This is a genomic window from Mesorhizobium sp. M0496 (assembly GCF_040321205.1).
In the GTDB taxonomy this organism is placed as follows: Bacteria; Pseudomonadota; Alphaproteobacteria; order Rhizobiales; family Rhizobiaceae; genus Mesorhizobium.
Window position 1 is genome coordinate 1 of record NZ_JAMYRC010000006.1, and the last position, 19,198, is coordinate 19,198.

General features: G+C 61.5%; 14 protein-coding genes. 7 read left to right on the forward strand and 7 right to left on the reverse strand.

Features of this window, described 5'->3' with window-relative positions; all coding sequences use genetic code 11:
- Window positions 1–92: 92 nt before the first annotated feature.
- Complete coding sequence (locus NKI73_RS08000; protein ID WP_352628383.1) at window positions 93–1,067, reverse strand: hypothetical protein; 975 nt, start codon at window positions 1,065–1,067, stop codon at window positions 93–95.
- Window positions 1,068–1,532: 465 nt separating this feature from the next.
- Here NKI73_RS08000 and NKI73_RS08005 point away from each other — a divergent pair, with 465 nt between their 5' ends.
- From NKI73_RS08005 to NKI73_RS08015, 3 genes are all read left to right on the forward strand, one after another.
- Window positions 1,533–2,807, forward strand: coding sequence for a hypothetical protein (locus NKI73_RS08005; RefSeq protein ID WP_352628385.1), 1,275 nt, complete (start codon window positions 1,533–1,535; stop codon window positions 2,805–2,807).
- A gap of 5 nt (window positions 2,808–2,812) precedes the next feature.
- Window positions 2,813–3,892, forward strand: coding sequence for a hypothetical protein (locus NKI73_RS08010; RefSeq protein WP_352628387.1), 1,080 nt, complete (start codon window positions 2,813–2,815; stop codon window positions 3,890–3,892).
- Window positions 3,893–3,980: 88 nt separating this feature from the next.
- Window positions 3,981–5,276, forward strand: a complete 1,296-nt coding sequence (locus tag NKI73_RS08015) for a lipopolysaccharide biosynthesis protein (protein ID WP_352628389.1) — start codon at window positions 3,981–3,983, stop codon at window positions 5,274–5,276.
- Here the strand turns inward: NKI73_RS08015 and NKI73_RS08020 are convergent.
- From NKI73_RS08020 to NKI73_RS08030, 3 genes are read right to left on the reverse strand one after another with little or no spacing between them, the layout of a single operon-like run.
- Window positions 5,273–6,196: a DUF6492 family protein gene (locus NKI73_RS08020; RefSeq protein ID WP_352628391.1), complete on the reverse strand. Its 924-nt coding sequence runs from the start codon at window positions 6,194–6,196 to the stop codon at window positions 5,273–5,275. The genes NKI73_RS08015 and NKI73_RS08020 overlap by 4 nt on opposite strands.
- Window positions 6,193–6,987, reverse strand: a complete 795-nt coding sequence (locus NKI73_RS08025) for a WecB/TagA/CpsF family glycosyltransferase (RefSeq protein ID WP_352628393.1) — start codon at window positions 6,985–6,987, stop codon at window positions 6,193–6,195. The genes NKI73_RS08020 and NKI73_RS08025 overlap by 4 nt, the downstream gene beginning before the upstream one ends.
- The gene (locus NKI73_RS08030) at window positions 6,984–8,156 is read right to left on the reverse strand and encodes a glycosyltransferase family 4 protein (RefSeq protein ID WP_352628395.1); all 1,173 of its coding nucleotides are present in this window, start codon (window positions 8,154–8,156) and stop codon (window positions 6,984–6,986) included. Before NKI73_RS08030 ends, NKI73_RS08025 begins: the two co-directional genes overlap by 4 nt.
- Before the next feature lie 172 nt (window positions 8,157–8,328).
- Here NKI73_RS08030 and NKI73_RS08035 point away from each other — a divergent pair, with 172 nt between their 5' ends.
- From NKI73_RS08035 to proC, 3 genes are all read left to right on the forward strand, one after another.
- Window positions 8,329–9,327 (forward strand): glycosyltransferase family 2 protein, encoded by a 999-nt coding sequence (locus NKI73_RS08035; protein ID WP_352628397.1) that lies wholly within the window; start codon window positions 8,329–8,331, stop codon window positions 9,325–9,327.
- Window positions 9,296–10,642: an O-antigen ligase family protein gene (locus NKI73_RS08040; RefSeq protein ID WP_352628399.1), complete on the forward strand. Its 1,347-nt coding sequence runs from the start codon at window positions 9,296–9,298 to the stop codon at window positions 10,640–10,642. The genes NKI73_RS08035 and NKI73_RS08040 overlap by 32 nt, the downstream gene beginning before the upstream one ends.
- Before the next feature lie 61 nt (window positions 10,643–10,703).
- A complete protein-coding gene (proC, locus tag NKI73_RS08045; protein WP_352628401.1) occupies window positions 10,704–11,519 on the forward strand; it encodes a pyrroline-5-carboxylate reductase in 816 nt (271 codons plus the stop codon).
- A gap of 340 nt (window positions 11,520–11,859) precedes the next feature.
- Here the strand turns inward: proC and NKI73_RS08050 are convergent, their stop codons facing one another.
- The 3 genes from NKI73_RS08050 to metH all read right to left on the reverse strand — a co-directional run bounded on the left by NKI73_RS08050 (window position 11,860) and on the right by metH (window position 18,754).
- Window positions 11,860–13,305: an NAD(P)H-dependent oxidoreductase gene (locus NKI73_RS08050; protein ID WP_352628402.1), complete on the reverse strand. Its 1,446-nt coding sequence runs from the start codon at window positions 13,303–13,305 to the stop codon at window positions 11,860–11,862.
- Between the two features lie 86 nt (window positions 13,306–13,391).
- Window positions 13,392–14,786 carry a multicopper oxidase family protein gene (locus tag NKI73_RS08055; protein WP_352628404.1) on the reverse strand — a complete coding sequence of 465 codons (1,395 nt, stop codon included), beginning with the start codon at window positions 14,784–14,786 and terminating at the stop codon, window positions 13,392–13,394.
- A 158-nt stretch (window positions 14,787–14,944) separates the two neighbouring features.
- On the reverse strand, window positions 14,945–18,754 hold the full coding sequence (gene metH / locus NKI73_RS08060) for a methionine synthase (RefSeq protein ID WP_352628406.1): 3,810 nt from the start codon (window positions 18,752–18,754) through the stop codon (window positions 14,945–14,947).
- Between metH and NKI73_RS08065 the strand changes: the two genes are divergently transcribed.
- Window positions 18,736–19,116 (forward strand): hypothetical protein, encoded by a 381-nt coding sequence (locus NKI73_RS08065; RefSeq protein WP_352628649.1) that lies wholly within the window; start codon window positions 18,736–18,738, stop codon window positions 19,114–19,116. The two genes, metH and NKI73_RS08065, sit on opposite strands and share 19 nt — an antisense overlap.
- The last annotated feature ends 82 nt before the right edge of the window (window positions 19,117–19,198 follow it).

Genomic DNA, 19,198 nt, shown 5'->3' on the forward strand with positions numbered 1-19,198 from the left:
CAGCTTTTTGGCCGAACGACGGGGGCTGCTTCGCGACTATTTCTCGGCGATCAGCGGCGCCGGCGGGCGACTGGTGTTTTCACTCTCTTAGGTCAAAGGTCGGCTGACGAAAGCTCTTCCCAGAAGGTCGGCAGGTATGATCGGAACAGATCATCCATCGCACGACAGCGATAGCGGAACCAGTGGCGGGAACGATCCCCTCGGAAGCGTCCCCAGCCGTGCTTTTCCCAAAGCAAGTGTTCGATTCTTAAAAGGCTAATCCAAAGATTAACGAGCACATGGGCGAGCGTGGACTTCGACATTTCACCAACCCCACCAAGCATCGCTAGTCGCCTGGAGGTTCCATCGAAACGTAACGGATGCGCCGCCACCACATGGGCGACGTAGTTGACGTGAGTGAAGTTGGACAACCATGTGTATGTGCCCTTCCTGATCTCTTCGGTTGTTAAATCAATCGGGAGCGCAATGGGGTTGTCGGCCTCAAGCTTCGAAATTGAGGCCCTAATTACGGCTGGGGACAGGTGGCTTTTCCAGTGGCGATAGCTGACCTTGTCATCCTCGAAAGATTTGATGTACTCGCGGTACGTGGCTTCGCTCGCCAGCACCATGGTCATCAGGTCAATAACCTCGATGACGTTACGGAAACTGGCGCGTGCCTGGCTTTCAAAGCCGTGAAGGATCAGCAGTCGGAAGGCCTGCATAGAATGGGCCAAGTTCGCCGTCAGGATATAGAAGACGCCATTAGGCCGAGGCCTGCGTGGCAACGCCAAGTTCGGCCAGATGACTCTCCTTCGGTGATCGACGTTTTCGAACCCGAAATTGGACATGTCGCAGACCTGAAGCAGCGCCAGATCATAAAGAAGCATAAGCGGCTGAAGCATTCCTTCGGACGATTTGTAGACGCTTTCGCGATCTTGGCGCACTGCTTTGAGGAAGCTTGAGATTTCTTTCTCAAGTGATTTGGCGCTTTGGTCCGAGGTCTCTCCTTGGTTTTGCTGGAGCGCTGGATCGCTTATTGCCGTGGCTCGGCATGCTGCGTGAAGCAGCCTATGTTCTTTGGGTTTCAAACGGTTGCCTCCATAGGCATGACCGATCCCAGAAAATCGGCAATTCCAACCCACAGGTGCAGAAAGAAATCGAAGACACGTTGCATCTGCGACTCAGCTAGGGAGAGCATTCCTAACCTATACCATGTAGCCGCGTTCTGTGCCCTGGGCTTCCCTGTACTAGCTGGGTAAGCGTCCCAACATGCTCCATGCAGCGGCCCAGTGACATTGAAGTGCTCCCTGCACGTAGGTAGTGAAAATCGGATGCTTGTTGGCGACCAGGATGTCTGCGAAATGATAGGATCTTCCATCCATTGTGCTTGCCAAGGAGCCTCAGGCTGCGTCATAACTAGGTATTGGGTGAGGAATCACCGTGCCCTTTTTCAAATTTAAGCTGACTTTTGATTTCTGCCCCCATTTAGAGTGGTGAAGCCTCTCTCGGGTGCTTCTCACAAACTGCAGCAGCAAAGAAGTAAGAGACCAACGATGTCCCGGGAGACGGCCGAATTCGCGTTTGACCTGCACACAGGTCTTTCTACGCTACAAGTGCCTGAATTCGATCAGCTGCAGATTATTGGCATGGCCGCGACATTAGCTATCCACATCAAAGGGCTAGGCGACATTGAGTATGAGGTCCTGAGAAAGGTCTCGGACCACTTTATGTCGATCCCATCCTACGCCCTCAAGTCGGTGCTTGAGGTGCTGGCTGAGGTTGAGTTCATCAGGATATTCAAAACCGGTAAGACTATCGAGAAGATTACGCCCAACATTCCGCTATTCGAAAATGTGTATGAAGGCCTTGGCGAATATGCGGAGAACGAGGTCGTTTTCAATGAACATGAGCAGGCAACGGTCTCTATCCTCTCCTCTCTGTACGACGCGCCGCGGAACAAGGACTCCCTCTTCTCGAAACTTGGGATTGATCGTCAGGTCTTCGACCGGTGCGTCAAACTTGGGTCCGAAAGCGGCATCGTGGCCCAGCACATCGCGCGCGGGAAAAATATCCTAATTAGCCCGTTCTACTTCGCGGACAACCTCGACGGCCTCGCAGATATCGTCGCCGGAGGTGGAACACCCGCTCTCCAGTCAACGCTGAAGAAGGTGAAAGACAATCAAGGATGGCCGCTGTCATTGGTGGCTTCTACTGGCGAGATCGGTGGCACCAAGCTTTCCGTGACTGAGGCACAACTGGTGCGGAAACTTGCCGCCGAAGGCATCGTCAGACCTCCCACCATTAAGTTCGGGGGGAGAACGGAATCGTTCCTTTTCACCCCCAAGCCCGGGTCGACAAGGCTCAATGCCGCCAATCGAGAGGTTTATGAACGCGCGATGGCGCTAATTTCGGCCGTGCGAAAGGGACAACTTCTCCCCGATGCCTACCGGATTCGGTCGCCTGTGCGCATACTTGAGTCACTACGCGATTCTGGCTTCCTTAGGTCGAACTCCGAAGCGCGCGACCAGTATCAGAATCTCGTCGTCTTGCGCGTGGCCCACCTCAAGCAAACCTCGCCGAGTAGGTGGGAGCTCCACCTGAACAGGACCCCGGAGAATGAGGCCGCTCTGAAGCTTGCTATTGAGCTGCTGCGGACTGGCACGATGTCGAATATGGAAGTGGATAGGGAGGCAAGGATCGCGCTCTCGAAGGGTGAAGAGTATGTCCAGTCCCTCATATCCTCTGCTGAGATGAAGAAGCGGCAGAAGCAGCTAATGGACGAGCAGGCCGTTCACGAATTTGAGCAACTCCTTCTGAAACTGGACTGAGCCTGATGGGAAAATATGACAAAGACCGCCATCAGAAGGAAATGGCGATACGATATTGCCTTGCTCAAGGCATGTCACCCTGCCTTGAAGTGGTGATCGCTAGTGCGTCCGATCTGAGCGACACGACGGAGGTCCTGACCGACCTCGATGTGGTTGGACTGGATTTTATCGCGGACGGCGGGTTCCGGCGGTTGATATTCGACTGCAAGACAACCAATAAGATGAGCGCAGTGAACCGAGCCTTCTGGGCTGCGGGCATCCTAGCTTATTCAGGATGTGACGAGGCATTCATCATCCTCAAGAATAAAGCGGTCTATAATCATCGGCTATCCGCGCTAAGCATCGGCGTCGATTTACACGATGAAGCGTCGTTCGAAGATCTCGGCAACGCGAGGGACATAGGTTTCAACGATGACTTAAACTACCAATCGTCCATAGATCGATGGAACTCTGTCTACGACATTTACAGCAAGAATTCCTGGTCTGAGTCACTCTTTTTAACTGGTCGCAATACAGCTCCGCTTAGCGTTCAACCATGGCGAATTTTCAGGAAGATGGTCGCAGAGTTACGGAGTGCCAAGGGGCAGTTTGATCCGGCGAAGGATGAGCATGTGGCCATCTTCCTCGATGTCATGGCTGCGGTATTCATACTGTGGTCGACGATGGGCCGGGACATCCGGCGCTTCTACGATCCAAAAATGAGCAAAACCGATTTTGAGAAAGTACTGCTCTATTACATTTGGGGCGGAAAGGAATCCTATGTGATCCGGCAAGAGCTTCGGCAGAAGACGGATACAGCAGGGGCCATTCAAGATTTTCCTTCTTGGGAAAGGCTCGTCTCCTTCGCAGGCCTGGTGATTGCAGGACCTCAAGAGCTTTTTGGGTGCGTCCACGTCTGCCGAGAAATGTCGATCCGTATACTGTCCGGGAAACTGAAGGAACCGGAGAAGCGCCTCTCCCTGATGCTGTCTACCCACAAGCGAGCAAGACAGTTCATCATGGCGGCAAGCGACTACATGATAGCCGCCTGTGGCCTTCCCAAGGACTTAACAATCCGCGTTCAGGACGAATTCGGCGGGCTCTGAACGGAATTCGCGTCCCAGAAGGACGTCCGGCTAACTCCACGCCCCAGAACGGCGCGTTAAGTTTTCCGCCCTAGGCTCTGCTTGAGACATGACGCAGGCCAGTGACATACCGCAAAGGCGGCCCCTCGCCCGGATCGGCAGCTTTTTGGCCGAACGACGGGGGCTGCTTCGCGACTATTTCTCGGCGATCAGCGGCGCCGGCGGGCGACTGGTGTTTTCACTCGCCTATTTCATCGCGCTGGCCAACACGCTGTCCATTTCCGAGTTCGGCATGTTCGCCACCGCATCGGCGGCCGGCGTGATGCTGTCGCGCATCCTCGCCTTCGGTTTCATCTCGGCTCTCTACCGCACGGCCACCATCCGCCCCAATCTGATCGGCACCTTCACCGCCGGCTTCCTGCTGCTCGGCGTGCTGTCGCTGCCGCTGCTGGCCGCGGCCTCGTTCGGCGTCTATCTGATTTTCTTCGCCGACACCGTGCCGCTGTCGGTGTTTGCGGCAATCGTCTTTGCCGAAGCGCTGCTGTGGCGGCCTGTTGAAGTGGCGCTGATCGTCAACAACGGTCTGGGCAAATTCGGCCGCGCCGCGCTGCTGGCCATCCTGGCGACGGCGCTGCGGGCGCTCGGCGCGGTGCTGTTCATGTTCGGGGCGCAACACAGCGTCTGGATATGGTCGTGGTTCTATATCGGCGCCAATGCCGCCTCGCTGCTGATTGCCTTCGGCTTCTTCTATCCACGCCAACGGCTGCGGCTTCGCATCGAGCTCTATGTCACGCGCTTGGCCGATTCCATCTATGTGGCCGGCGCCGAAGTGCTGTTCTACCTGCAGATGGAGTTCGACAAGCTGCTGGTTCTGGCGATCGGCGGCCCGCATCTGGCCGGTATCTACGCCATCATCATGCGGCTGGTCGACCTGACGGCCATTCCGATCCGAACCTTCTCCATGATGCTGGTGCAGCGCATGATGCGCGCGCCGGAACTTTTGTCACGGCTGGCGGTCAAGAGCGGCATCGAAGGCGGCGTGTTCGCGGTCTCGACGGCGGCCCTGCTGGCGCTTGGCATCGTGCTGCATTTCTTCCCCAATGCGCTTGGCAAGAATGTCGCCGAGGCCGCGCCGCTGGTGGTGCTGGCGATCTGCGTGCCGGGGTTGCGCAATCTGGTCGAATACCAGGCCGAGCTTTTGTTCGCGCGCGGCCAGACGCTGGTTCGGGCGCTCAATCTCGGTCTGCTCGCCGCACTGAAGGCGCTGCTTTTGACCTATGTGCTGACGACCATCCTCGACACGCCGAACCTGGTGCTGTCGCTCAACGTCGTGTTCCTGCTTCTGTATCTCGCCTCGACGCTGCTCACCTATTCGGCGATGCGCAAGCCGGCCAAGCCGGTCTAATCCAAGCCAATCAAACGGCGGATGCGGCCGATGTCGGTGCCGATAAAGGACTGCATGCCGATCGCCACCTGCTCCGACGCCATGGCGGCGACGAAGCTGCGGAACTCGTCATCCGACAACGCCTCGCCGGTCCAGTGCACCCGACAGAACTCTTCCGAACCGTGGAAGTGGCCGGCGCCTTCCAGCAGATCGTCGACATAGCGGCCGTAGATCATGCATTCGGAGAATTTGCGCGCCGAGCCGACGACCTCGACCCAGTTGCGGCCATGGACCTTCTCGATCTCGCCACACATGGCCAGCACAGCGTCGCGCCGCCAGGCGATCAGCGTCGAGATATAGTCGTGTGTGGATGTCCTGGACGGGTCGATGCCGAGCGCCGAGCCCGCGTTGCGCGACCAGATGCGATGCTCTTCATGACCGTCGTCCGCCAACACGCCGTCGCGGCGGAACAGCCGCGCCTTGCCGTCATGCCAGAACGTGCCGCAGTCGAAAGGTTTCAGGAAAGCGACGTCGGAATCGCAGAAGATCAGCACATCTTCCTTGGTATGCGTAGCGATCGCGATGCGGCGCAGCTGCTGCACATGCCAGCCGCGCAGCGGCTGTGTCTTCATGCTGAGCCAGACGCGCCGGCGAAACAGGCTGAGCGGATCGTCGAAGGCATGCAGCCAGCGCGGCAGCAATTCCCGTTCATCGACGACGCTGCGACGGTCGGTTTCCAATTGGCGAAACAGCCTGACATCGCGATGTTCGACCAGGATGTAGTGGTGCGCCGCGCCGGAAACGTGGCGATCAAGTGTCTCGCACAACAGGCGGCAGCGCTCGAAATCGGGCGCGTAGCTTGCCGTGACTATTGCCGCTGTCGGCATCCGCCGAAGCGGGCTTGGTTCGACAGCGGCACCTGGAATGAACCTGCTGTTCACTGGCTGTCCCTCGCTGCTTCGGGTGTACGCGAGAATTTCTGCCTGACGACGCGCAGCAGGAACAGGGGATTGCCGACCACATAGCGGCGCCACAGGCGGCCCGGTTCGACAGCCAACCGAAACAGCCATTCGAGCCGCAACCGGCGCATCCACAAGGGTGCCCGCGGCACCGAGCCGCTGAGGAAGTCGAGCAACGCGCCGACAGCGATCGGCAGCGTGCAGTGGCGCGCGTCGATATGGCGTTCGATCCACAATTCCTGGCGCGGCACACCCATGGCGACGAGCAGCACGTCCGGCCGCAATTCTTCGATCCGATCGACGATTTCCGCCTGCTGGGCAGCCGAGAAATAGCCGTCATGGATGACCACGAACCGGTGCTGCACGGCCAGTGCCGCAAGCTTGATCGACGCCGCTTCGGCGTTGACGCGCGTCGCGCCGAGAAGCCCTACGGTCAGCGGCGTCGTCGAGGCCTGCAGGAAGGCGGGGACGAAATCGGTGCCGTTGAGATTGTCCGGAAATGGCGCCCCATAGAGAAGTCTCGCCGCCAGATCGACACCGATGCCGTCGGGCAGGATGAGGAAATCGTCGAGCGCTTCGGCAAAGACCGGGTCGGTATAGGCAATGTTGGCATTGTGGGCGTTGAGGAAACTGACCTTGGTGAAACGCCGCTCGGCGATCAAGCGGTTCAGCAGGACGATGGCATCGTTCCAGCGGATCGCAACCACCGAGATGCCGAGGATCGTCTTCAGCGTGTCGAGCCCGAACGCGGCGCGGGCGGAATGCATGTTCATGCAAACGCCTCCTGCCTGACGGACCCTAGCTTTTCGAGGCCGAGCCGGATAGCAGCGTCGAGCGCCTTGACCTGCGAACGCCGGAATGCGCTGCCGTCAACATCGCGGATATCGGCCGCCGCGGCCTCGAGAGCCCTGGCGAAGGCAGCGGGATCGTCGGTGACGACGCAATTGGACGGGCGATGGTCGATGCCGCGCAGCGAGCGGCTGGTGGCGACGGACGGCAGGCCGAGCTCGAAGGTTTCGATGGTCTTCAACTGGACGCCGCTGCCGGCGGTGCTGATCAACGGGATGACGGCGGCACTGCGCACGAACGCCTGCGCGTCAGGCACGCGGCCGACAAATTCGACGCCGGGATGCTTCGACGTGACGCCTGAAGGCATGCTGCCGGCGACGCGGATGCGGAACCCGGCCCGCAGATGCGGTACGACCTTCTCCAGGAACCAGTCGAGGCCGATGCGGTTCGGCTGCCAGGTCCAGGTGCCGATCAGCGCCGCGTCGCAGTCGATGCGGCGCGGGCCTTTCGGAGTTGGCGCCTGAGCACCGGTCACCAGAGGCAGCACCGCTGAGCGGTCGTCGGAGGCGACACCGAGTGCCGCACGGTCTTCCTCGGCTAGCGTGAAGACGAAGCGCGCCTGGCGGCAGAGACGCTCTTCCACGGTCTTGAGCAACCTTGCCTCACGGCGAAACAGCAGGCGCTGGAAGATGCTGCTGGCGGCAGTAGCGTTCTCTTGCGCCGAAAGATGCTCGACATTGTGGGCGACGAAGATCGAAGGCCGCTCAGTGAACAGCTTTTCAAAAGCGCCTGCGAACTGCACGGAATTCAAGACATAGCCATCGACCGGGCCGGCCCTCTCAATGGCGGCGAGAACAGCGCCGTCGGGCACGGCGCGCAACTTGACCGACGCGAAGGTGAGACCCGAAAGCAGCGCCTTGCCGACCCAGGCCAGCTTCTGCAGCGACGAGGCATTGTCCGTGCGCACGTCGATCGCACCCAGCACCACGGTGTTTTCGGGATCGGCCGCGGGTTTTCCGGGCCAGGTGAAGCCGATGACGGTCACGCGCGCGCCAGCGCGCCGCAAGGCGGCGATGATCGCAGCGTTGGCGATCTCGTAGCCCGAGGCAAGTGCGCCGTCGGGCACGATCGATGTGGCGAACAGCAGATGCATCTCACCTATCCTGTGGTGTAGCCGGTAGCAAAGTGCGGTGAACCCTTGATTAAGCCAGCACATTCGACGGCCGAAAGCCGCTGCCTGGCGGGCTTCTCCGTGCAAGGTGATTAACGAAACCTTATCACCGTGGGTGCTACCAGAGCCCAACTCACCATGTGGCTGGACACGGATGATCCCTTTGCCATCGGACGGTTCGGTATCGATCGCTGGACGCTCGCTGCGGCTTGACGTCGAGGCTATCGAAGCGGTCGTAACCTTGCCGACCTTCAAGCGGCCCGAGCAGGTGCTGGAAACGCTGGCGTCGCTGCGCGCACAGCAAACCGGCAGGCGCTTTGCCGTCATTGTCATGGAAAACGAAGCCGAGGCGCGGGCCGGCGCCAAGGCAGCGCTGCCGTTGTTCGAGCGCGGCGAGATGTCGGGCCTGGTCATAATCGCGCATGAGCGCGGCAATTGCAGCGCCTACAATGCCGGCTGGCAAACAGCGATCCTGCAGTTCCCGAACTTCAGGCATCTGCTGGTCATCGATGACGACGAGATCGCCGATCCGCAATGGCTGGAACGCATGTGCGGGGCGGCCGAGACGCTCAGCGCCGATATAGTCGGCGGCCCGCAGGTGCCCGTGTTTGCCAATCCCGCCCATGCCGGGTGGGCCGAGCATCCGGTGTTCGCGCCTCCCTACCGGAGGACGGGACGCGTGCCTGCGCTCTATTCCTCCGGCAATCTTCTGGTCGGACGCAACGTGCTGACCGCCATGGGGCCGCCCTTTCTCGACCTCAAATTCAATTTCATGGGCGGCGGCGATTCCGATTTCCTGAGCCGGGCGGCTCAACGCGGCTTCGTGCTTGGCTGGTGCGCCGAAGCGAAGGTGCAAGAAACCGTTCCGGCCCGGCGCATCGAAGCCGACTGGATCCGAGCCCGCAGCCTGCGCAACGGCGTGATCTCGACACTGGTCGAAAAGAAGAAACGCGCCGGCAGGCCACTCGCCGGCGCCAAGGTGTTGCTGAAGAGCCTGGCGCTGCTTGCCGCCTCGCCATTTCGCGGCCTGATCCGCCTGGCGCGAACAGGATCGCCGGCGATCGCCGTCTACCCCGTCCATGTGGCGCTGGGCCGCGTGCTGGCCGAATTCGGATATGCCAATGAGCAATACCGCCAGCCTGAGAAAAACTGAGCGCGCCCCGCTTAGCGCCGCGTTCACGCGCGAAGGCGTGGCGACCGCCATTGCCGCGCTGCTGTTCACCGTCATCATGGTGTCCTTCCGCCCGTTCCAGCCGGCCGGCGCCGAACTGACCGGTGAAGGCGGCGACATCGTCAACCAGCTTGGCTTCAGCTCGCTCGGCGCCATGTCGATCTTCTCACTGATGGCCTTTGCCGATCCGCGCGTGGTGCGCTCGCTGCTCAGCCCGTCCTGGATGCTGATGCTGGGCTTCTTTTTCCTGTCGGTGGTCCTGTCGACCGATCCGCCCTCGGCGATGCGCGCCGCTTCGTTCACGCTGATCGGCATCCTGACGATGGCAACGATCCTGGTGCTGCCGCGCGACGCCGAAGCCTTCTCCAAGGTCATCATCTTCACCGCCGTCGTGGTCATGGGCCTGTCCTATCTCGGCCTCATCGTCTTTCCGCACGAGGCGATGCACACCGCTGACTCACAGGAGCCCGAACATGCCGGCCTGTGGCGCGGCGTGTTCACCCATAAGAACATCGCCGGCCCGATCATGGCCTGCCTCAGCTTCGCCGGCCTGTATCTCTACCGGCGCGGGCAGCGGTACTGGGGCGCAGGGATATTCTTCGCGGCGATGATCTTCATGCTGCACACCGGCTCCAAGACCACCGCCGGGCTGGTGCCGTTCTCGATCCTGATCGTCATGCTGCCGAGCCTGATGGGCATGCGGCTCGGCACACCGATCCTGTTTGCGCTGGCGATCATCGCCACGGCGGTCGGCACGCTGGGCATCGTCTTCCTGCCGCCGGTGAAACATCTGGCGGCGATCTATTTCCCCGACATGACCTATACCGGCCGCACGACGCTTTGGGAGTTCGCCGGCAGCATGCTGGCGAAGAAGCCATGGACCGGCTACGGCTATGAAAGCTTCTGGGGCACGCCGCTCTTGCTCAACCAGGACCAGCCTTTCGACCGGCCATGGGACATCAGAACCATCGTGCACGGCCATGACGGCTATCTCGACATCGCCGTTCTGATGGGCATTCCGGCACTTTGCGTGGCGGTCTACACCTTCCTCATCGCGCCGCTGCGCGACTACATGCGCATTCCGCTGCGCAGGGAAAACATCTTTCTCGGTGACTTCTTCATGATGGTGGTGCTGTTCACAGCGCTGAATGCTTTCCTCGAAAGCTTCTTCTTCCATCGTGGCGACCCGGTCTGGCTGTTCTTCGTGCTCGGCGTGCTTGGCCTCAGGCAAGTTTCGCTGCGGCCGATGGCAGTGCGTGATCCCGATCGCGGCGCACGATCTTCCCGTTCCTCCTGACGGGGGCTTCCCCAGGGAAGCGCCAGCGTCTATGTGAAGGCCTTCCTTCGGAGGGCTTTCGATGACGATCAGGCTTGTTCTCGCCGGCTGCGGCAATATGGGTTACGCCATGCTCTCGGGCTGGCTGAAATCCGGCAAGCTTGCGCCGTCGGCGGTTTTCGTGGTCGAGCCCAATGCCGACCTGCGCAATCGCGCGGCAACGCTGGGCTGCGCGACATCAGCCGATGCCGATGGCATTCCGGCCGATGCCGTGCCCGATCTCGTCGTCATCGCGGTGAAGCCGCAGGTGATCCGCGACGTCACCGCGGCCTACAAGCGCTTCGGCGATGGCCGCACCACCTTCGTCAGCATCGCCGCCGGCACGCCTGCCGCCACCTTCGAGGACATCCTGGGCAGCCGCGCGCCGATCGTGCGCTGCATGCCCAACACGCCGGCAGCAATCGGCAAGGGTATGATGGTGGTGTTTTCCAACAGGCTGGTTTCCGACGACACCAAGCGTTTCGTCGCCGCCCTGCTGTCGGCGCGCGGCGAGGTGGCCACCATCGATGACGAGGGCCTGATGGATGCGGTGACTGCCGTGTCCGGGTCGGGGCCAGCCTATATCTTCCATTTCATCGAGGCGCTGACCGTGGCCGCCGAGAAGGCCGGGCTGCCGGCGGCGACCGCCAAGCTGCTCGCCATGCAGACCGTCTACGGCGCCTCCTCGCTCGCCGCCGAAAGCGGCGAGGAGCCGGGCGTGCTGCGCCAGCAGGTGACCAGCCCTAACGGCACGACGGCAGCAGCGCTGGCGGTGCTGATGGGTGAGGATCGGCTGACGCGCCTTCTCACAGAGGCGGTGGAGGCTGCGCGGCTGCGATCGATCGAACTCGGGAAGTAGGCCGGTAGCTCCTTGCGTTGACGCCTTGGCGGAAACGCCCATCGCTTCGTCATCCTATGGCGGAGCAAGGAGCGAAGCGACGCGGTGCAGACCATAGGATCCATGCCGTGACATCCGAGCGCCGCTACGGCGCAGAATTCTGCTCCGCTGCATTCCTCGATCAAGGTCGCGGCATGGATCCTCGGGTCTGCGCTGCGTCGCTCCGCTCCTTGCTCCGCCCGTGGATGACGAAGGGGAAGGCTTCGGTCAATCCCGAATGTTTATGCTGATCAATCCAAACGAACGACGAAATCCGGGCCGCCAATAGGCCGTCCAACCCATCAACCCCGTGTGCCCCTGGTCAGGCCTCATTCTGGCTGCCGCCCCACATGTCGTCGATCTCGTTCTTGCTCACGACGCGACCGTCCTCGCCCGCCTTGGTCCTCAAATCGACGGCAATGTCGGCCAACCGCTCCGCCAGAGGCGCGCGGCCTTCAGCCCCGTACAGCATTTCGTCCTGCAGCCGGCGCAAGGCAAACAGCCTCGTCGTCTGGTCGGGAGCGGCGTTGTCGGCGGTCAGCAATTCGCCTTTCCTGACCGGTTTCAGCACCTTGCCGCCCTCGAGCAGGCCGACCGGCACGGCGCGCTGGGCACGGGCTTCGCCGACGGTCATGGTCCAGGAACGGTAGCAGGTCTCGCCGATCGCATCGAAGGTCTCGCCGGCGGCAAGGTCGCGCTTGGCGACGGCGCACACTTCGGCCACTGGCCTTGGCAGCGGCACCATGTCGGGCTTGCCGAAAAGCACGATGCGGGCGGCGGTCAGCGGCACTTCCAGCGAGGTCAGATGATACGGCCTGAACAGGCTGTAATAGGGGCCGTGGCCGATATGCAGATCGTCCATGCGCTCGATGATGCGCGGATGCTTCGCCTCGACGATGACGAAGACGCCGGGCGCGACGCCCTTGCCGACCGTGTAGTCGACGACGCCTTTCTTTAGCAGCAGCCCGCCATCCTCGCGCGGGATAAGCACCTTGGCGAGGTCGTCGCGGTCGGCCTTCGGGCCGTGCATGCCGGGCACATCGGGCACGAGCCCGGTGGCGTTGGCGATGGCACACATCTCGACCATGGTTTTCGAGCCGTCGACGAACTCGACCAGCATGCGCGGGTTCATGTTGCGGCGGATCGCTTCCGCGCGGTAGTCGTCCGGCACGGCATCGTGGTTGAGGGGGTTGTTCTTGCCCTTACCGGCCGAGACGATGGTTAGGCCGAGCGCCGACGCAAACTCGATCAGCTCCATGCAGCTCGACGGCTCGTCGCCCGCACCGACCGAATAGACGACGCCAAGCCGGTCGGCCTGCTGCTTGAGATAGCAGCCAATGGTGACGTCGGCCTCGACGTTCATCATCACCAGATGCTTGCCGTGCTCCATCGCCATCAGGTCGAAATCGGCGGCGACACCCGGCTTGCCGGTGGCGTCGATGACGACATCGATCAACGGATTGGTGACCAGCATCTCGTTGGAGGTGATGGCGATCTTGCCGTTCTCGATGGCGCCGGTGACTTTCGACGCGGTGTCGGCTTCGACCGCCATGGCTTCATCGCCATAGGCGATACGGATGGCATCGCGCGCGGTGTGCGGGCGGCGTGTAGAAACGGCGCAGACCGAAATGCCCGGCATCAGCATGCCTTGCGTGACCAGATCGGTGCCCATCTCGCCCGAACCGATGACGCCGATGCGCACAGGGCGACCCTCGGCGGCACGCCTGGCGAGATCCCGGGCAAGGCCGGTCAGGGCGACATTGGTCATGCAGGAAATGTCCTATGGTTCTTGAGTTGGAGGCGGCAATAGCAGGGAAGCGCCCCCTTTTGCCAACGAAACCCTCGGCTGCGGCTTCACACCACCCTGATATAGCTCGTCATTCCTGATTTCTGGTGCTCGATGATGTGGCAGTGCAGCAGCCAGTCGCCGGGATTGTCGGCAACGAAGCCGAGCTGAACCTTCTCGTTGGGCTGGATGAGATAGGTGTCGGAAATCAAAGGCTGAACCTGGCGCGTCGAGGACGACAGCACCTTGAAGCTCATGCCGTGCAGATGCATCGGATGGGATTGCGGCGTCAGGTTTTCCATGTCGATGACATAGCTTCCGCCGAGCTTCAATTCGGCCAGCGGTGCGGTCGGATCCGGTGTATCGCCCGGCCACGGCATCTTGTTGATTGCCCAGAAACTGTAGCCAAGCGAACCGCAGATGCCGTCGCTCGGGACGTTTTCCGCCGTTGCGCTCAGCGCCAGGGAAATATGCTTGGCGCTGGTGAGATCCACCTCCGCCACCGGATTGACCTCCAGGGGTGCAACATCGCTGATATCACGCTTGAGCGAGCTTCCGGCCGCGCGCAAGGTCGCCAGAATTTTAGGCTTGGTGCCCCTGACGTCCCGCAGGCTTACGATCGCACCCTCGCCATCGGGCATGCGGATGGCCAGCTCCATGCGCTGTCCCGGTCCAAGCAGCAAGGCATCGGGGGAAAAACGTTGCGGCACCGGATTGCCGTCCAGTGCGATGACTGTCGCCTCGGCGCCGTCGACGCGAAAAGCATAGATGCGCGTGACGTCGGTGATCGCCACCCTGAGCCGTACCAGGCCGCCGGCCGGCGCATCATATTGCGGCTGATCGAGCCAGTTGGCGGTTCGCACGGTGCCGTAGGTACCGGTTCTTGCGGCATCGCGCGGCCGGAACTGGTCGATGAACTGGCCGTCGTCACCGAGGCGCCAGTCGCGCAAATTAAGGACGACCTCGGCATCGAATTTCGGATCGTTCGGATTCTCGACCACGATCACCCCTGTCAGGCCGTGGCCCATCTGCTCCAGCGTGTTGCAGTGCGGGTGATACCAGAAGGTGCCGGCGTCTGGCGGCGTGAAGGCGTAGTCGAAATGGTCGCCGGTATAGACGTAGGGCTGGACCAGGAACGGGACGCCGTCCATCTTGTTTGGAACGCGAACGCCGTGCCAGTGGATCGTCGTCGGATCGTCGATCGCGTTGACAAGACGGGCGGCAAAGGGCTCGCCTTTCTTCATTCTGAGCACGGGCGGCATTCCGACGGTGCCGTAGGTCAGCACATCCCTGGTCTGGCCCACATCCATCAGCTTCGCCTGGATTTTTGCCGTCTGCAGAACCACCGGCTCAGGCCCGGCAGCGGCCCAGCCGCCAAGCCGACCCAGGGCCGAGAGCCCGATGCCGCCCGCGCCGGCAACCGCGGCTGTTTTCAAAAGCCTGCGGCGTGTGAGTAGGGTCATTGGCGCTCCAACTGCAAGGACGGCTGCCTCGGGTTTATCGCCGTCTTGGATCAGAGGCCAGCCACCAGCGCAGATGCCGATATTGGCACATCGTGTCTCGACGATGCCATGGCGATGTGGTTGTCGTGTGGCCTGGCTGACACCAGAACTTGCCGTCGCTATTCAGCCGCCTCGGCATAGTGTGCCGGCACGTAGTTGAGGATGGGGCCAAGCCAGCGCTCGACCTCGGCCAATGGCATCGCCTTGCGGCGTGCATAATCCTCGACCTGGTCGCGCTCGACCTTGGCGACGCCGAAATAATAGCTTTCGGGATGTGACAGATAGATGCCCGACACGGACGAGCCCGGCCACATCGCATAGCTTTCGGTCAGGCTCACGCCCGCATTGCCCTCGCCGTCGAGCAACCGGAACAAGGTCGCCTTCTCGGTGTGGTCCGGCTGCGCCGGATAACCGGGCGCCGGGCGTATGCCGCGATAGGGCTCGCCGATCAGTTCGTCTGGCGCCAGATTCTCATCTGGTGCGTAGGCCCAAAACTCCTTGCGCACCTTCTCATGCATGCGCTCGGCGAAGGCCTCGGCGAAGCGGTCGGCCAGCGCCTTGACCATGATCGACGAATAATCGTCGTTGGCGCGCTCGAAGCGCTCGGCGATCGCCACTTCCTCGATGCCGGCGGTGACGATGAAGCCGCCGATGTAATCTGGCTTGCCGCTGTCCACTGGTGCTACGAAATCCGACAGCGCGACATTGGCCTTGCCGTCGCGCTTGGTCAGTTGCTGGCGCAAGGTGAAGAACGTCGCCAGTTCCTGTGATCGCTTGTCATCCGTGAACAGCCTGATGTCGTCGCCGACGGTGTTGGCCGGCCAGAAGCCGATGACACCGCGCGGGGCGAACCATTTTTCGGCAATGATCTTCTTCAGCATCGCCTGCGCATCCTCGAACAGCTGGCGCGCGGCGGGTCCCTGTGCCTCATCCTCCAGTATCTTGGGATGGCGACCCTTCAGCTCCCAGGTCTGGAAGAACGGCGTCCAATCGATATAGCGCGCGAGCTCGGCCAGGTCCCAATTCTCGAAGACCTTCACACCTGTGAGGGACGGCTTCGGCGGCTCATATTCAGACCAGTCGATCCGGTGCGCGTTGGCCCTCGCCTTGGCCAGCGGCAGCCGCTGCTTGTCGGCTTCGGAGCGGGCGTGCGCGTCGGCGACTTTCTTGTATTCGGCGCGCACCGTGTCGACATACTTCGCCTTGCTGTCATTCGACAGCAAGGACGAGACAACGCCGACCGCCCGGCTGGCGTCGGTGACATAGACTGTCTGGCCCTTGCTGTAGCGCGGATGGATCTTCACCGCCGTGTGCACGCGGCTGGTCGTCGCGCCGCCGATCAACAGCGGAATGTCGAAACCCTCACGCTCCATCTCGGCGGCCATATGCGCCATCTCGTCGAGCGACGGCGTGATCAGGCCGGACAGGCCGATGATGTCGACTTGTCTCTCGCGCGCCGTCTGCAGGATCTTTGCCGCCGGCACCATGACGCCGAGATCGATGATCTCGTAATTGTTGCAGGCGAGCACCACGCCGACGATGTTCTTGCCGATGTCGTGGACATCGCCCTTCACCGTCGCCATCAGGATCTTGCCCGCCGTCTGGCGTTCGCCATTGTCGATGCCATTGGCGGCGTTGGCCAGCTTCTCGGCCTCCATGTGCGGCAATAATCCTGCGACGGCTTGTTTCATTACCCGCGCCGACTTCACCACTTGCGGCAGGAACATCTTTCCCGCGCCGAACAGGTCGCCGACGACGTTCATGCCGGCCATCAGCGGACCTTCGATGACATGCAGCGGGCGTTCTGCTGCAAGCCTTGCTTCCTCGGTGTCGGCGTCGATGAATTCGGTGATGCCGTTGACCAGCGCATGGCTGATCCGCTGTTCGACCGGCAGCTCGCGCCAGGCGAGATCGCGCTCCCTGGCTTCTTGGCCCGCCGTGCCCTTGAAGCGTTCGGCGATCTCCAGCATGCGTTCGGTGGCGGTGCCGCCGGCCTTGGGCACGCGGTTGAGCACGACATCCTCGCAGGCCTCGCGCAGCGCCGGCTCGATCGTGTCGTAGACGGCGAGCTGGCCGGCATTGACGATGCCCATGTCCATGCCGCGCTGGATGGCATGGTAGAGGAACACGGCATGCATGGCCTCGCGCACCGGCTCGTTGCCACGGAACGAGAACGACAGGTTCGACACGCCGCCGGAAATATGGACATGCGGCAGCGTCCCGGTGATCTTGCCCGTCGCCTCGATGAAGTCGACGCCGTAATTATCGTGCTCCTCGATGCCGGTGGCGATGGCGAAGACATTGGGGTCGAAGACGATATCCTCGGGCGGGAAGCCCGCCTGCTCGGTCAAGAGCTTGTAGGCGCGGGTGCAGATTTCGACCTTGCGCGCTTTGGTGTCGGCCTGGCCGTCTTCGTCGAAGGCCATGACGACCACCGCAGCCCCATAGGCGCGCACCAGCCTTGCATGATGCAGGAATGCCGCCTCGCCTTCCTTCATCGAGATGGAGTTGACCAGCGGCTTGCCTTGCACGCATTTCAGACCGGCTTCGATGATTTCCCATTTCGAACTGTCGACCATGACAGGAACGCGGGCGATATCGGGCTCGGCGGCGATCAGGTTGAGATACTCCACCATCGCCTTCTTCGAATCGATCAGCCCCTCGTCCATGTTGATGTCGATGATCTGCGCACCATTGGCGACCTGGTCGCGCGCCACGTCGAGCGCGCCGACATAGTCACCCGCCGTGATCAGCTTGCGGAACCTGGCTGAGCCGGTGACATTGGTGCGCTCGCCGACATTGACGAAGGGAATCTCATCCGTCAGCGTGAACGGTTCCAACCCGGACAGGCGCATTTTGCGCTCGATGTCGGGAATGGCGCGCGGCGGATATTTCTTCACCGCCTCTGCGATGGCGCGGATGTGCTCTGGCGTCGAACCGCAGCAACCGCCGACGACATTGACCAGCCCCTCGCGGGCAAAATCCTCGATCTGCGCCGCCATGAATTCCGGGCTCTCGTCATAACGGCCGAATTCATTGGGCAGGCCTGCATTTGGATAGGCGCAGACAAAAGTGTTGGCGACGCCTGATATCTCGGCCAGATGCTCGCGCATGGCATTGGCGCCGAGCGCGCAGTTGAGGCCGATGGTGAACGGGCTGGCATGGCGCACCGAATGCCAGAAGGCCGTCGGCGTCTGGCCGGACAGAGTGCGGCCGGAGAGATCGGTGATGGTACCCGAAATCATCACCGGCAGACGCACGCCCTTCTCGATGAATATCTCTTCTGCTGCGAAAATCGCCGCCTTGGCGTTCAGCGTGTCGAAGATGGTCTCGATCAGGATGATGTCGGCGCCACCGTCGATCAACCCGCGCAGCTGCTCGCCATAGGCGAGGCGCAATTCGTCGAAGGTCACCGCGCGATAGCCGGCATTGTTGACGTCGGGCGACATCGAGGCGGTGCGGTTGGTCGGCCCCAGCGCGCCAGCGACGAAACGGCGCTTGCCATCCTGCTGCTGTGCTCTCAACGCGGCGCGCCGCACCAGCCGCGCGCCATCGCGATTCAGAGCATAGACGGCATCCTCCATGTCGTAATCGGCCTGGGCGATCGAAGTCGAGGAGAAGGTGTTGGTTTCCAGAATATCCGCGCCTGCGATGGCGTATTGATAGTGGATTTCCTCGATCGCCGCGGGCTGCGTCAGGATCAGGAGGTCGTTGTTGCCTTGCTGATGGCAGGCGCAGCCGGCGAAGGCCTCACCACGGAAATGATCTTCATCGAAACCCAGGCCCTGGATCTGCGTGCCCATGGCCCCGTCAAGGATGAGGATGCGCTCACGCGCCGCTGCCGTCAGCGCCGCAAGCACTTCCGACCCGTCGGGCTTTGCCGCGACGGGGCCGAACAATGCGTCCAGCGATGCAGAACTCTGCGACATTTTTTATCCCTTTGGCGACAAGCCTGTTCGTGTCACATAAGGATATCTTTATGTCAATATACGGCAAGCGCTCGTCATTGTCACGCGCTGTTGCTATCACTGGCTTCCCAGCGCAATCCTTCCGTCAGCGCAGATGGCTGGACGAGGAGAAGGTCAGACAAGCATTCCGTTCGGGCAATGGATTGGGTTGGCACGACCATGGCATCTGCCTGTTCCGCGGCACGGACGCCGGCATTGCTTATGTGCCCCTGCACCTCAACGCGACCGTGTGTTCTTCGGCGCCGCGTGCCGATCTGGAGAAAATTCATGAGCGCGCGATCTCGCACAATATGGTGCTTGGGCACTCAGAGGAATTCCCATGACCAGCGAATTGGTGATTCAGCAGGCGTGATCCCGTCGCAGAACTCGCCCCGTCTGATGGGTCGCTCAGACTTTTGTCCCAAA